At 35.0% G+C, this 13980-nt stretch carries 12 protein-coding genes; 11 read left to right on the forward strand and 1 reads right to left on the reverse strand.

All coding sequences use genetic code 11. From position 1 onward, the window contains the following. The first annotated feature begins 86 nt into the window (after positions 1-86). From IEV84_RS14760 to yidC, 7 genes are all read left to right on the forward strand, one after another. Entirely contained in the window at positions 87-701 is a 615-nt protein-coding gene (locus tag IEV84_RS14760) for a hypothetical protein (protein WP_188495279.1), read from the forward strand. A 112-nt stretch (positions 702-813) separates the two neighbouring features. Then, positions 814-1530: a hypothetical protein gene (locus tag IEV84_RS14765; RefSeq protein ID WP_188495281.1), complete on the forward strand. Its 717-nt coding sequence runs from the start codon at positions 814-816 to the stop codon at positions 1528-1530. Between the two features lie 123 nt (positions 1531-1653). After that, positions 1654-3183, forward strand: a complete 1530-nt coding sequence (guaA, locus tag IEV84_RS14770) for a glutamine-hydrolyzing GMP synthase (RefSeq protein ID WP_188495289.1) — start codon at positions 1654-1656, stop codon at positions 3181-3183. Between the two features lie 113 nt (positions 3184-3296). Continuing rightward, positions 3297-5201, forward strand: a complete 1905-nt coding sequence (locus tag IEV84_RS14775; RefSeq protein ID WP_188495297.1) for an amino acid ABC transporter substrate-binding protein — start codon at positions 3297-3299, stop codon at positions 5199-5201. A gap of 4 nt (positions 5202-5205) precedes the next feature. Then, complete coding sequence (locus tag IEV84_RS14780; RefSeq protein WP_188495299.1) at positions 5206-5439, forward strand: DUF3820 family protein; 234 nt, start codon at positions 5206-5208, stop codon at positions 5437-5439. Between the two features lie 143 nt (positions 5440-5582). Beyond that, positions 5583-7196 carry a CTP synthase gene (gene pyrG, locus IEV84_RS14785; protein ID WP_188495301.1) on the forward strand — a complete coding sequence of 538 codons (1614 nt, stop codon included), beginning with the start codon at positions 5583-5585 and terminating at the stop codon, positions 7194-7196. Between the two features lie 68 nt (positions 7197-7264). Continuing rightward, a complete protein-coding gene (yidC, locus tag IEV84_RS14790) occupies positions 7265-9157 on the forward strand; it encodes a membrane protein insertase YidC (protein ID WP_188495303.1) in 1893 nt (630 codons plus the stop codon). Positions 9158-9214: 57 nt separating this feature from the next. Here yidC and IEV84_RS14795 read toward each other — a convergent pair whose 3' ends face one another. Then, the gene (locus IEV84_RS14795) at positions 9215-10174 is read right to left on the reverse strand and encodes a fasciclin domain-containing protein (RefSeq protein ID WP_188495305.1); all 960 of its coding nucleotides are present in this window, start codon (positions 10172-10174) and stop codon (positions 9215-9217) included. 324 nt (positions 10175-10498) lie between these two features. Between IEV84_RS14795 and IEV84_RS14800 the strand changes: the two genes are divergently transcribed. From IEV84_RS14800 to IEV84_RS14815, 4 genes are all read left to right on the forward strand, one after another. Then, entirely contained in the window at positions 10499-11203 is a 705-nt protein-coding gene (locus tag IEV84_RS14800; RefSeq protein WP_188495306.1) for a toxin-antitoxin system YwqK family antitoxin, read from the forward strand. 102 nt (positions 11204-11305) lie between these two features. After that, positions 11306-12493 (forward strand): tRNA 2-thiouridine(34) synthase MnmA, encoded by a 1188-nt coding sequence (gene mnmA / locus IEV84_RS14805; RefSeq protein WP_188495308.1) that lies wholly within the window; start codon positions 11306-11308, stop codon positions 12491-12493. 95 nt (positions 12494-12588) lie between these two features. Then, entirely contained in the window at positions 12589-13533 is a 945-nt protein-coding gene (locus tag IEV84_RS14810; protein WP_188495317.1) for an NAD(P)H-dependent flavin oxidoreductase, read from the forward strand. An 11-nt stretch (positions 13534-13544) separates the two neighbouring features. Further along, positions 13545-13958 carry a hypothetical protein gene (locus IEV84_RS14815; RefSeq protein ID WP_188495319.1) on the forward strand — a complete coding sequence of 138 codons (414 nt, stop codon included), beginning with the start codon at positions 13545-13547 and terminating at the stop codon, positions 13956-13958. Positions 13959-13980: the final 22 nt, after the last annotated feature.

Genomic DNA, 13980 nt, shown 5'->3' on the forward strand with positions numbered 1-13980 from the left:
TTAAAAACTTTGCTGTTATCTATTAGGAATAGACTAATAAAAAAAATTTTTTTTGAATATAGTTTCTAAATTAAATATGTAAAAAGATGAGTCAATATTTTAGTTTTAAAGGTCAGGTTTTTATTTTCGGTTTGATGTTCGGGATGCTGTCAACAGCTTATTCTCAGGAAGAATTTGGAGCCGAGTTTAAGGTTAAAGCTGCTCCGGTCAAAAAGAAAGAAGTGAAGGCGAAAGAAATCAAAGAGAAAGATGTGAAAGTGTCTAAGGCCGATTATAATGCGATAAAAAATTATGTGATAACTGACATAGGAGAAAATAAATATGAAGTTCCTAAAGGAGAAGAAAAAGATCCTGAAAAATTAGCTAAAAGAGATCAGGATTTTGGAGTGGTTAAAACAGCTTCAGGAGCTGCAAAAGTAAGTTATCGTGATGCGGCTTATGTTGATGGCGACAAGGTGCGAGTGTATTTGAATTATGTAATTGTTGAGCCGGAAGTGCTTTTGAATGGTGAAGCGCAAGGATTTGATATTACTTTGCAAAAAGGAGTAAATCGTATTGATTTTGAAGCAATCAATGAAGGCTATGCTGCACCTAATACAGCTGAATTTAAAATCTTTGATGATAAAGGAAATCTTATTACCGCTAATCAATGGAATATTGCTCAGGGATATAAGGCTACTATTGTAATTGAAAAGGAATAAAAACGGATGCTTTGGTTAAAATTTCTTTAATGTTCAATGTTGATTTTGTTTTCTAAAATGAAAGCTTGGTATATTTGTTGATGCTTAAGAGTTTTAAAAAAGGCAAAATAACATGAATAGGAAGCAGTTTTTATTGTTGGTAATGATTTGTTTTACAGTAGGTAGTTATGCTCAAAATGATTTTGGTACTACTAAGCTTAAAATAAAAGCGCCATTGAATACTGCTCCGGTTCCTAAGAAAGTAACTCCGTCTGCTACAGCCGAAGCACCTGTTATCAAGGCACCTGATATTTTAAAAAACCCGGATGCGGTTATGCCTTTAGGTTCTAAATATCAGATAGGGGAAACAAAGTCCTTTTCGATGGAACAAACCAATGATTTTATAAATCCCGGTGACAGAGTGAGAGACAAGCTTAACGAGAGTATAAGTAAATCGTTGATTGCAAATGGTCTTAAAGAAGATGATTCCTATATTAGAAAAACAGACGTGGATTTCGGAGTAATTCGAACAAAATCTAATTATTTAATTGTGAGAATTCGTGATTATGGAGCAATTGATGGTGATTTAGTTAAAGCTTCTGTGATATATGATTACAAGCCTACTGTTTTAACGAATAGTTTGTTGCTTGGTCCCGGTTTTGATGATATTAGAGTGAATTTGAATGATGGTTTGAATTATTTAGAATTAGAAGCACTTAATCGGGGGAACTTAGGCGGGAATACCGGAAATTTTGAGATTTATGATCAGGAAGGTAAAATGTTGATTTCTAATTATTGGGATAATATTGATAAAGGAGTTAAGTCTAAATTTACTTTCATAAAAGAATAAAAAATACTGTTTTTAGCTGTTGATTTCTTTTGAAATAAGAGGGGTTAAATTGGAATAGAAAAAAAATAAAAAATTTCAAAAATCCACTTTTGCAATCCAAATTTAAAAAGTAATTTTGCGCCCATGCAACACAACGTACTTATTTTAGATTTCGGGTCGCAATACACTCAGCTGATTGCGCGTAGAGTTCGCGAATTAAATATATTCTGCGAAATTTTTCCATACAATAATATCCCTTCGGATTTATCAAGTTACAAGGCAGTAATATTGGGAGGAAGTCCATTCTCTGTTCGTGGAGAAGATGCACCACATCCTGATTTATCTCAAATTAGAGGGAAGCTTCCATTGTTAGCTGTTTGTTATGGTTCACAATATTTAGCGCATTTTAGCGGTGGTGAAGTGGCAGCGTCTAACACCAGAGAATACGGAAGAGCTAATTTATCATACATTAAAGAAGACGAAGTTTTCTTTGAAGGAGTTTCTCCAAACAGTCAGGTATGGATGAGTCATAGTGATAGCGTGAAAGCATTGCCTACTAATGGTGTGAAATTAGCAAGTACACATGATGTGGAATTTGCTGCTTACAAAATTGAAGGTGAAACTACTTATGCAATTCAATACCATCCTGAAGTTTACCATTCTACAGATGGAAAACAAATGCTGGAGAATTTCTTAGTGAAAATTGCTCACGTTCCTCAAAACTTTACGCCAAATGCTTTTGTTGAGGAAATTGTAGCTGAAATGAAAGAGAAAATCGGAAACGATAAAGTAGTTCTTGGACTTTCAGGAGGCGTAGATTCAACTGTGGCAGCAGTTTTATTGAACAAAGCTATCGGGAAAAACCTGTATTGTATTTTTGTAAATAACGGTTTGCTTCGAAAAAATGAGTTTGAAAGCGTATTGAATCAATACGAAGGAATGGGCTTGAATGTGAAGGGGGTTGATGCTTCTCAGCGTTTTTATGATGCCTTAGCCGGAGTTACTGATCCTGAATTAAAAAGAAAAGCCATCGGAAATGCTTTTATTGAAGTTTTTGATGATGAGTCACATAAAATTGAAGATGTTACCTGGTTAGCTCAGGGGACAATTTATCCTGATGTTATCGAGTCGGTTTCTGTAAAAGGACCATCGGCAACAATTAAATCGCACCACAATGTGGGAGGTTTGCCGGATTATATGAAATTGAAAATTGTAGAACCTTTGCGTATGCTTTTTAAAGATGAGGTGCGCAGAGTGGGAGCAAGTTTAGGTATTGATCCGGAATTATTAGGAAGACATCCTTTCCCTGGACCAGGATTGTCTATCCGTATTTTAGGAGATATTACTTTAGAAAAAGTACGAATCCTGCAAGATGTAGATAAAGTTTTTATTGACGGATTAAAATCTTGGGGATTGTATGATAAAGTTTGGCAGGCAGGAGCAATTTTGCTTCCTGTAAATAGTGTTGGAGTTATGGGTGACGAGCGTACTTATGAAAAAGTAGTAGCGCTACGTGCTGTAGAATCTACCGATGGTATGACTGCTGACTGGGTTCACTTACCGTATGATTTCCTGATGAAAGTATCAAATGATATTATCAACAAGGTAAAAGGAGTGAACAGAGTAGTGTATGATATTAGTTCGAAACCACCTGCAACAATTGAGTGGGAATAATAGAAACGACTTAATTGCTGTTTCTTAAATTATAAAAACGGTATCAGATTTTGAAATAAAATTTGGTACCGTTTTTTATCTTAAGTGTGTAATTTTATAAATAAAATAATCGAATGAAGCGTTTTTTTGCAATTTGGATTCCTGTTTTACTGTTTGCTAATTTTCTTTTTTCGCAAGGAACAATAACTCATAAAGTAGAGAATGGAGAAACTATAATTGATATTGCTAAGAAGTATCAGGTAACTCCGTATGATATTTATAAATTAAATCCTGATGCGCAACGTAAATTAACTCCTAAAAGTGTGTTGTTGATTCCGGCTAAGGCGGTAGTTAAAAAAACAGTCGTTCAAAAAGAGACGACTCATAAGGTGTTGCCTAAGGAAACTTTGTTTGGGATCGAAAAAAAATACAATGTTTCGGATGCTGATTTGAAAAAAGCCAATCCTTTTTTAGAAACTGATGGTTTGCAGATTGGTCAGGTTTTGGTGATTCCGTCTAAAAACGCTGCTAAAGTTGGAGGGTTGTCGCAGGCAAAAGTGATTTATCATGATGTGCTTCCTAAAGAAACTAAATTTTCAATTGCTAAAAAATACGGAATTACAATTGCTGAATTAGAAAAGAAAAATCCTGAAATTGTAGCTAATTTAACTGTTGGTTCGCACTTATTGATTAAAGGAACTCCTGCTAAAACACCGGTTTCGGCTCAAAAAGAAACGCCTAAGCGGGAAGTGATTACGGCTTCTGTTAAGAAATATGTAACTTATGAAGTAAAACCAAAGGAAACTTTGTATAGTTTGTCTAAAATGTTTGATCTGAGTCAGGAGGAATTATTGACTTTAAATCCGGAACTTAAAAATGGTGTTGAAATAGGGATGCTTTTAAAAGTACCAGCCGGTTTTGTTCCTGTTCAGGAAAATAAAGTTTATACTGATTTAGTTCCAAAAACTAACATTGCAGGGCGTAAAAAAATGATAATGCTTTTGCCGTTTAACGTGAGCAGAGTAGAGGGCGATTCAGTGAATTCGGTTGTTGAGCAGTTAAAAAAGGATAAGTTTTTAAATATGACTTTGGATTTTTATGCAGGAGCTTTGATGGCAATAGATTCGGCTAAAACTTTAGGATTGCCTATCGATGTTCAGATAGTGGATTCGGAAGAGAAAAAATATGGATCGGATATTGCGACTGTTGTTAAAGCGAATAATTTGCAAACTGCCGATGCTGTTGTAGGTCCATTTTACCAAAATAATGCTGAAGCAACTGCCCGTTTGTTGGCGGCTAATAATGTACCGGTGATTTCACCATTGTCAAAAGATGCGGGGAATTCCATAGTTAATTTGTATCAATCTGTTCCTGTGAATGATGTTTTAAAGGCAGCTATGTTTGATTATATGCGATCTAAAAAAGGAAATGTTGTTGCGGTGGTGGATAGAAAAAAAGAATCGGTAATTCAATATCTAAAACTGAATCAGCCTGACGTGCGATTAGTTCCTTTGACTGAAAAAGGCAGTGTAGCAGCCGAAACTTTGAGAGGGATGCTGGTTGCCGGGCGCATGAATTATGTGGTTATGGAAACGGCTAATACGATGATGATTAAAGCAACTATTGCTTCGATGTTGAGTGCTATGTCTGATTATCAGGTTCAGTTAGTGATTTTAGAGCCTAATGAAACTTTAGATACGGATGAAATTAATTTTTCAAATTTAGTGAAGTTAAAATTGATGTATCCTTCGGTAACCAGGGATAATAATTCCCCTGAAGGAATAGCTTTTGAAAATAAATTCAGAAAGTTGAATTCGATTGCTCCAAGTGATTACGCAGTGAGGGGATTTGATGTCACTTTTGATACTATGATGCGTTTGATGCAAAATAAATCTTTTGAAGAAACGGTTAATGCGACAGCAACAGAGCAATTTGAAAATAAGTTTGAGTATTATAAAAAGGACGGAGCGGGTTATAGTAACAAAGGAGTTTACATCATGTATTATGATGCTGATTTGACTGAGAAAGTAGCACATTAATTTTATGGATGCAAATCAACAGAAACTCATTAAATTAGCGCATACTAAAATGCCTTTTGGAAAATACGAAGGTCGATTTTTGATCGATTTACCCGAATATTATGTGGTTTGGTATCACAACAAAGGCTTCCCAAAGGGAGAATTAGGTGAGCAGTTGCAATTGGTTTACGAATTAAAATTGAATGGCTTAGAAGAATTGATACGAAATATTAAAAAAAGATACCCAAAACCTCATTGAATTATTAATTTAATGAGGTTTTTATTTTTGTATCGGTAAATCTCAATTTTAGAAATTATCTCATTTCCAAATTAGCATAATCTAAATTTATAATCGTATTTTTGCCACGTTTTTTACACAACTACAATACAAACTAGAACAGCATGAATCAAACAAAATATATTTTTGTTACTGGAGGGGTTACTTCTTCTTTGGGAAAAGGAATTATAGCAGCGTCATTAGCAAAATTATTACAGGCAAGAGGGTATAGAACGACTATTCAAAAATTTGATCCCTACTTAAATGTTGACCCGGGAACTTTGAATCCTTATGAGCACGGAGAATGTTATGTAACTGATGATGGAGCTGAAACTGATTTGGATTTAGGTCACTACGAGCGTTTCCTGAATGTTCCAACTTCTCAGGCTAATAACGTTACTACCGGTAGAATTTATCTTTCGGTTATTGAAAAAGAAAGAAGAGGAGAATTTTTAGGAAAAACGGTTCAGGTTGTTCCTCATATCACTAACGAAATTAAAGACAGAATGCAATTGCTGGGGCAATCCGGTGATTATGATATTATTATTACTGAAATTGGTGGTACTGTAGGTGATATTGAATCTTTGCCTTATATTGAATCGGTTCGTCAGTTAGTTTGGGATTTAGGTGAAAATAATGCTATTGTAATTCACCTGACTTTAGTTCCTTTCTTAGCTGCTGCCGGTGAGTTGAAAACCAAACCTACCCAGCACTCAGTGAAAACTTTGATGGAAAGCGGAATCAAAGCCGATATCCTGGTTTGTAGAACGGAGCATGAACTTTCGCAGGAAATTCGCAGTAAACTGGCTTTGTTTTGTAATGTGAAAAAAGAAGCAGTTATTCAGTCTATTGATGCGTCAACAATTTACGAAGTGCCTAATTTAATGCTCGAAGAAGGATTGGATATTGTGGCTTTGAAAAAATTAGATTTACCTAAGAAAGCAGCACCGGATTTGAAAAACTGGAATACTTTCTTGAAAAGATTGAAAAGCCCAAAACATACCGTAAATGTTGGTTTGATTGGGAAGTATGTTGAAATGCAGGACTGTTACAAGTCTATTTTAGAAGCTTTCATCCATGCGGGTGCAGCCAATGAAACTAAAGTGAATGTAGTTTCTATTCACTCAGAATACATTGATGAGGAGAATATTGCTGAAAAATTTAAAGATATTGATGCTATCTTAGTTGCTCCGGGCTTTGGTGAAAGAGGAATTGAAGGTAAAATTGCTGCGGTGCGTTACGCTCGTGAAAACAATATGCCTTTCTTCGGAATCTGTCTTGGAATGCAAATGTCAGTTATTGAATATTCCAGAAATGTATTAGGCTTAGCTGATGCTAATTCAACAGAAATGAATTCAGATACTCCTAATCCGGTTGTGAATTTAATGGAAGAGCAAAAAAATGTAACCGACAAAGGAGGTACAATGCGTCTTGGAGCATGGAAATGTGAAATTAAACCTGATACTTTAGCCTATAAAATATACGGTCAGACTACTATTAATGAGCGTCACCGTCATCGTTATGAGTACAATAGTGCTTATGTTGCCGACTTAGAAAAAGCAGGATTGAAAGCTTCAGGTGTGAATCCGGATACTGGATTAGTGGAAATTGTTGAAATCGAAAATCATCCTTTCTTCATTGGGGTACAATACCATCCTGAATACAAGAGTACAGTGGCAAATCCACACCCGCTTTTCGTGAATTTTGTGGCAGCTGCCGTAAAAGCAAGAAAAAAATAATTAGTGTTTTCTAGTAATAGAATCAAATAAATTAGGCTTAAAAGGCCAATAAAATAAGTTGTGTAATAATGGAAGAAAAAAAGTTTGACCCTAATTCGTTAATCGGTTTTGTATTGATTTTTGGTATTTTGCTTTGGATAATGTACCAGAACAAGCCCTCTGAAGCTGAACTTGCTGCAGAAAAAGCCAAAAAAGAATTGGTCGCAAAAGAGGCTAAGGTTCAGGAAAATGCTGTGAAACTAAATGCAGCTCCGGTTACAAGTAGTGATACTTTGAAATTAGCACAATTACAAAAATCGTTAGGAAGTTTTGCTTATTCGGCTACTTTACCTTCTGCAAAAGATGATTATACTACCATCGAAAACAAATTGGTAAAACTTAAAATTGCTAATAAAGGTGGTTATATTGCAGAGGCAACTTTAAAAAACTTTGAACGATTTAAAAAAGGTTCAGGTAAATTAGTGCAATTGGTAAAAGACAATAATGCACAATTTAATCTTCAGTTATTTACTAAGGACAATCATACTTTAAATACGAAAGATCTTTATTTTGAGCCTACTTTGACAAAAAATGGTGAAGACCAAATTTTGACAATGCGTTTGAAAGCTTCTGATAATGCGTATTTGGAATACAAATATGTATTAAAAGCAACTGATTACATGTTGGATTTTGATATTCAGTCCCAAGGTTTGAATACTGTTTTGAAAACAGAAAAACCATTGCAGTTAGAATGGAATCTTAAGACGTATGCTAATGAAAAAAGTATCTCTTATGAAAACCGTTATTCTGAAATTTATTTCGAATATGAAGAAGGTAAAAGTGATTACCTGGGGCAGGGAAATGATAAAACTGAAACTGCTGAGAATGTTTCTTATGTAGCATACAAGCAACATTTCTTTTCTTCTATTTTGTTGTCGTCAACTCCGTTTAAAACAGCCGAATTGTATTCTAACAATTTAGTAAATGATGATAAGGTTGATACTACTTTTACAAAGCAGTTTAAGGCTACTTTGCCATTGGCTTTTAAAAATGGTGAGATTGACCAAAAAATGAATTGGTATTATGGTCCTACAGATTACAAATTGTTAAAGTCTTACGATAGAAATCTGGAAGACATTGTAGCCTTAGGTTGGGGAATTTTCGGTTGGATTAACCGTCATGCTTTTATCCCAATGTATGGTTTGTTAAGTATGTTTATTTCACAAGGTTGGGCAATTGTATTGTTTACTATTTTGGTAAAATTAATCATGTCTCCTGTTACTTATAAATCATTCCTGTCTCAGGCAAAAATGAAAGTGTTACGTCCTGAAATCACTGAAATTAGTGAGAAATTCAAGGATGAACCAATGAAAAAACAACAGGAAACGATGAAGTTATACAATAAAGCCGGCGTGAACCCAATGGCTGGTTGTGTACCCGGTTTGTTGCAAATGCCTGTTTTTTATGCTTTATTCCAGTTTTTTCCGGCTGCTATTGAGTTAAGACAAAAAGGATTCTTCTGGGCAGACGATTTGTCTTCTTTCGATTCAGTTTACAAATTGCCTTTCCATATTCCTGCTTATGGAGATCACATTAGTTTGTTCCCAATTTTAGCTTCGATTGCTATTTTCTTTTATATGAAAATGACAACCGGAGACCAACAAATGGCAACACCACAACAGGAAGGAATGCCAGATATGGCTAAGATGATGAAAATTATGGTGTACATTTCGCCATTAATGATGTTGTTGTTCTTTAATAGTTATGCTTCAGGATTGAGTTTGTATTATTTTGTTTCTAATACTATTACTATCGGAATTATGTTAGTTATCAAAAACTATATTATTGATAGTGATAAGATTCACGCTCAAATTCAGGAAAACAAAAAGAAAGAGCCTAAGAAGCCAAGTAAATTTCAACAAAAATTACAGGAAGCTATGGCACAACAAGAAGCTATGAAAGCTCAAAATAAAAAGAAATAACAGATTTTAAATCATAAAAAAAGCTCTCAATTTGAGAGCTTTTTTTATGATTCAAAATTAATTCAAATTCGGTAATAATACTTTGTCAACTACATGTATAACACCATTTGAGCATTGAACATCAGTTGCTGTGATATTCGAAATTCTATTGTTAACATCCTTAATTTTTGCGCCTCCTGTTAATTGCACAGTAAATGTTTGTGGTGTTTGTAGTGTATTGACTATTTGTGCTTCGGTTAAACTTGCTGCTAAAATGTTTCCGTTTACAACATGGTATCGCAATACTTTTGTTAAATTGGCAGCTGAAACTCCTGCAATTCCCCCTGGAGCTAGTTCTGTATTCAAAGCGGTAAATGCGGCATTCGTTGGCGCAAATACAGTAAAAGGTCCTGTTCCGGATAAAATACTAACAAAGTCAGGTTGACCTGCTCCGGTTAAAGCCCCCACTAATGAGGTAAAGTTAGGATTTGCAGTTGCATGCGTAACAATTGTAGGCAGATTGATTACGGCATCAACCACATGTATTACTCCATTAGAAGCCATTACATCAGCGGTTATTACTTTGGATACTCCATTTAGTTTTACTCCTGATGTTAGGTCCACATACATGCTCATTGTGTTAGTTCCTGAAGTGGCACTTTTAGCAAGTGTTTTAACATATCCGGTTGTTAAGTCAGTAGATTTTACGTTGCCACTCACAACGTGATTTAATAAAATTTGTGTCAATACGTCTTTTGGGACGTCGTTAATTGTTGCATAAGGTGTTGTTTCTAAAAAAGCTGTAAACGCTGCGTCGGTAGGTGCAAACACAGTAAAAGGACCTGCTCCTTTGAGTGTAGTGGCTAATTCGGCACGGGTTAAGGCCTGTACTAAAATTTTAAGATTTGAATTTTTAACTGCAAGACCAGTTATTGTATTGTCAACCGGTTTAGGATTGTCGTCATTATCGCAAGATACCATTAATGATAAAAATGCAATACAGGTTAGGGCTAATCTGAGTTTTGATACAATTTTCATAATTCTTAGTTTTATAGTTGTTGTTAATTTTGTTTAAAGTTAGTTAATAAAAGTTGAACAAAAATTACTTTATAATTTGATTAATAGTTGTTTAACTTTTTAAAATGGGCTTTTTCATTGTTGATAAAGCTTTTTGTTTAGTTATTTTAGATTAATTGTTAAACAAAATAACATCCTGATAAATTCTTGTTTGTACGCCGTCATTTAGTAAATTTGACCTAAGGATACAATTGAGTCGCCTGATTGTTTAATGGCCATATTTCAAAGCTGTTTGACTAATTGCTGTTAATACATATAAGTTGTTTAAAATTTAATTTGACCAAAATGATACAAAAGAGTTTGTTTTTCTTTTTCTTTATACAATGCACAGCTTTAATAGCTCAGACAGCAATTAATCAATTTGACAGTGAGCAAAAAAAAGATGGCTTATGGAAAGGTTTTTATCCTGAATCCAAAAGATTGCGATACGAAGGCACTTTTTCGCATGGAAAAGAAATTGGAGAATTTAAGTTTTATGATGATACCAAGGCGGGAACTGTAATTGCAACCCGAACTTTTAATGCAAATGATAATGCGGCTTACACCGTTTTTTATGATCAGGCAAAAAATAAAGTAAGCGAAGGGAAAGTGGTTAATAAATTGTTTGAAGGCGAATGGAAGTATTACCATAAAGCAGCCACAACGATTATGAGTATTGAGCATTATAAAAACGGTAAACTGGAAGGTTTGCGTTCAGTGTTTTTTCCCAGTGGAAAAATAGCCGAAGAAACAATATATAAAGGAGGTTTAAAAAATGGAATTTCTAAAAAATATTCCGAAAAAGGAATTGTATTGGAAGAGGCTTTTTTTAAGAACGATCAATACGATGGGACTGCTGTTTTTAAGGATGTAGATGGTAATATGGTTTCGAAGGGTAAATTTACAAACGGAAAAAAAACGGGAATCTGGCAATTTTTCGAAAACGGAAAATTAAAAGAAGAAACCAATATGAGCCATCCTAAAGCAAAAACAACAGTGAAAACAAAGTAATCCTGCTTTTTGTAAAAGGATTTTGATTACAAACGGAATGTTATAATTATCGGAATCGTTTGAAAACTTTGTACCTTTGCAGCCTCAAAAATAAACTTTATTATGAAACGTGTTGTAGTAGGACTTTCCGGAGGTGTCGATTCGAGTGTTGCGGCTTATTTGTTGCAACAACAAGGCTATGAAGTGATTGGTCTTTTTATGAAAAACTGGCATGACGATTCGGTTACCATTTCCAATGATTGTCCGTGGTTAGAAGACAGTAATGATGCTTTGTTAGTCGCTGAAAAGTTAGGAATTCCGTTTCAAACCGTTGATTTAAGTGAGCAATACAAAGAAAAAATCGTTGATTACATGTTCAACGAATACGAAAGAGGAAGAACTCCAAATCCTGATGTATTGTGTAACCGCGAGATAAAATTTGATGTTTTCATGAAAATTGCCTTAAGTCTGGGCGCTGATTATGTGGCAACAGGACATTATTGCAGAAAAAGTGAAATTGAAGTTGACGGAAAGCCGGTATATCAATTGCTTTCCGGAGTAGATACTAATAAAGATCAATCTTATTTTCTGTGTCAGTTATCGCAGGAACAATTGGCAAAATCACTGTTTCCAATTGGCGAATTAACGAAACCTCAGGTGCGTGAAATTGCTGCCGAAATGGAATTAGTTACTGCCGAAAAGAAAGATTCGCAAGGATTGTGTTTTATTGGAAAAGTACGTCTTCCGGAATTTTTACAACAAAAATTACAGCCTAAAGAAGGAATTATTGTTCAAATTGATAAAGATCATCCGGTTTATAACACTACGGTTTCAGACGATTTAGTTACAGAAGAAGCCTTGTCTTTAGCGGCAAAACCTATTCAATATGCAGTTGAAATGGGTAAAAAAGTAGGAAAGCACCAAGGAGCTCATTATTTTACCATTGGACAACGAAAAGGGTTAAATGTAGGAGGTACGGCTGAAGGTCTTTTTGTTATTGCAACAAATGTTGAAACCAATACTATTTATACCGGAATGGGAAGTCATCATCCGGGATTGTTTAGAAAAGCTTTGTTTATAGAAAAATCAGAAGTGCATTGGATTCGTAAAGATTTGGCTTTAGCCAATGGCGAAACCATGAAAGTAATGGCAAGAATCCGATACAGACAGCCGTTACAGGAAGCCATTTTACATCAGTTTGAATCTGGTATGTATGTGTCTTTTGAAGAACCTCAATCGGCAATTACCGAAGGACAGTTTGTAGCCTGGCACATTGGTGACGAATTAGTAGGTTCAGGAGTGATTTCGTAGTTTGTTTTCGAAAAAAATAATATATTTAAGTGATTAATTCGTTTAGGAGTTAATCACTTTTTTTTGAATTTCCCCAAGAGAATAAATAAGTTTCTATGAACAGAATAACCACGCTTTTCAATATCAAATACCCCATAATTCAGGCAGGAATGGTTTGGGTTAGTGGTTATAAATTAGCCAGTGCGGTAAGTAATGCAGGAGGCTTGGGATTATTGGGAGCGGGTTCGATGTATCCGGAAGTTTTAAGGGAACACATTCAAAAATGTAAAAAAGCCACTTCGAAACCTTTTGGTGTCAATATTCCGATGTTGTATCCCAATATCGAAGAAATTATGAAAATTATTGTTGAAGAAAAGGTGCAAATTGTGTTTACTTCCGCAGGAAACCCGATGACCTGGACGTCCTATTTGAAAGAAAATGGTATTACGGTAGTGCATGTGGTGAGCAGCAGCAAATTTGCTTTAAGAGCGCAAGAAGCAGGTGTTGATGCCATTGTTGCCGAGGGTTTTGAAGCCGGAGGTCATAACGGTCGGGAGGAAACTACTACTTTTACTTTAATTCCGATGGTGAAAGAACAAATAAAAATTCCTATTATTGCAGCCGGCGGTATAGCCAATGGAAACGGAATGCTTGCAGCGATGGTTTTAGGTGCTGATGGCGTTCAGGTAGGCAGCCGATTTGCAGCTTCGGTTGAATCTTCGGCACATGATAATTTTAAACAAGTAATTCTGAATACTAAAGAAGGAGAAACGCAGTTAACATTAAAAGAGTTAACTCCGGTGCGGTTGATTAAGAATAAATTTTTTGAAGATATTCAGGAGTTATATAAAAAGTGTCCAACTAAAGAAGATTTGTCTCAATTGTTAGGCAGGGCTCGTGCCAAAAAAGGCATTTTTGAGGGTGATTTGACAGAAGGTGAATTAGAAATAGGGCAGGTAGCAGGATTAATTCACGATATAAAAACTGCCGAAACAATAATTGCAGATATGATGCAGGAATATCAGCGAGCCCAAAAAGAAGTTGCTGATTTCTTATTTTAAAATAAATTGAAATGACAAAATTGAAATGCTTTTATGTAAGCTTATTTTTTTTACTTCTGGGAATACAGCAGTCCTACAGTCAGGTCTATCGGTTTAAAACTTCAGGCTTTAGCGTTTTAGAAAAAAACGAAAAGGGAAAATGGGGAAAATGGTCCGATTTAAGTTTGGTGAATATTGTAGTTACCCTGGATACAGATAAAAACAGGTTTTTGATTTATTCCCAAAATATTCAATTGTATGAGATATTAACCTACCAGCCGGAGTCAGAATCCGAAAGTGATTTGGTTTACTCTTTCACATGTAGAGATAATGATGGTATAGACTGTACGGTTTCAATCATTACCCGAAAAAAACAGGAAAATCGAAAGCAATTGTATATTACTTACAGCGATCATGTAATTGTGTATAATATTTTTACGATGTAAAAAAGGCGGTTCAAAATTTACT

Origin of the sequence: Flavobacterium palustre, from assembly GCF_014639535.1 — a bacterium.
GTDB classification, from domain to species: Bacteria; Bacteroidota; Bacteroidia; order Flavobacteriales; family Flavobacteriaceae; genus Flavobacterium; species Flavobacterium palustre.

What these genes read in the sequence shown, in the direction of transcription:
- IEV84_RS14760 (WP_188495279.1), top strand. Translation starts at nt 87, where the DNA reads ATGAGTCAATATTTTAGTTTTAAAGGTCAGGTTTTTATTTTCGGTTTG.
- IEV84_RS14765 (WP_188495281.1), top strand. Translation starts at nt 814, where the DNA reads ATGAATAGGAAGCAGTTTTTATTGTTGGTAATGATTTGTTTTACAGTA.
- guaA (WP_188495289.1), top strand. Translation starts at nt 1,654, where the DNA reads ATGCAACACAACGTACTTATTTTAGATTTCGGGTCGCAATACACTCAG.
- IEV84_RS14775 (WP_188495297.1), top strand. Translation starts at nt 3,297, where the DNA reads ATGAAGCGTTTTTTTGCAATTTGGATTCCTGTTTTACTGTTTGCTAAT.
- IEV84_RS14780 (WP_188495299.1), top strand. Translation starts at nt 5,206, where the DNA reads ATGGATGCAAATCAACAGAAACTCATTAAATTAGCGCATACTAAAATG.
- pyrG (WP_188495301.1), top strand. Translation starts at nt 5,583, where the DNA reads ATGAATCAAACAAAATATATTTTTGTTACTGGAGGGGTTACTTCTTCT.
- yidC (WP_188495303.1), top strand. Translation starts at nt 7,265, where the DNA reads ATGGAAGAAAAAAAGTTTGACCCTAATTCGTTAATCGGTTTTGTATTG.
- IEV84_RS14795 (WP_188495305.1), bottom strand. Translation starts at nt 10,174, where the DNA reads ATGAAAATTGTATCAAAACTCAGATTAGCCCTAACCTGTATTGCATTT.
- IEV84_RS14800 (WP_188495306.1), top strand. Translation starts at nt 10,499, where the DNA reads ATGATACAAAAGAGTTTGTTTTTCTTTTTCTTTATACAATGCACAGCT.
- mnmA (WP_188495308.1), top strand. Translation starts at nt 11,306, where the DNA reads ATGAAACGTGTTGTAGTAGGACTTTCCGGAGGTGTCGATTCGAGTGTT.
- IEV84_RS14810 (WP_188495317.1), top strand. Translation starts at nt 12,589, where the DNA reads ATGAACAGAATAACCACGCTTTTCAATATCAAATACCCCATAATTCAG.
- IEV84_RS14815 (WP_188495319.1), top strand. Translation starts at nt 13,545, where the DNA reads ATGACAAAATTGAAATGCTTTTATGTAAGCTTATTTTTTTTACTTCTG.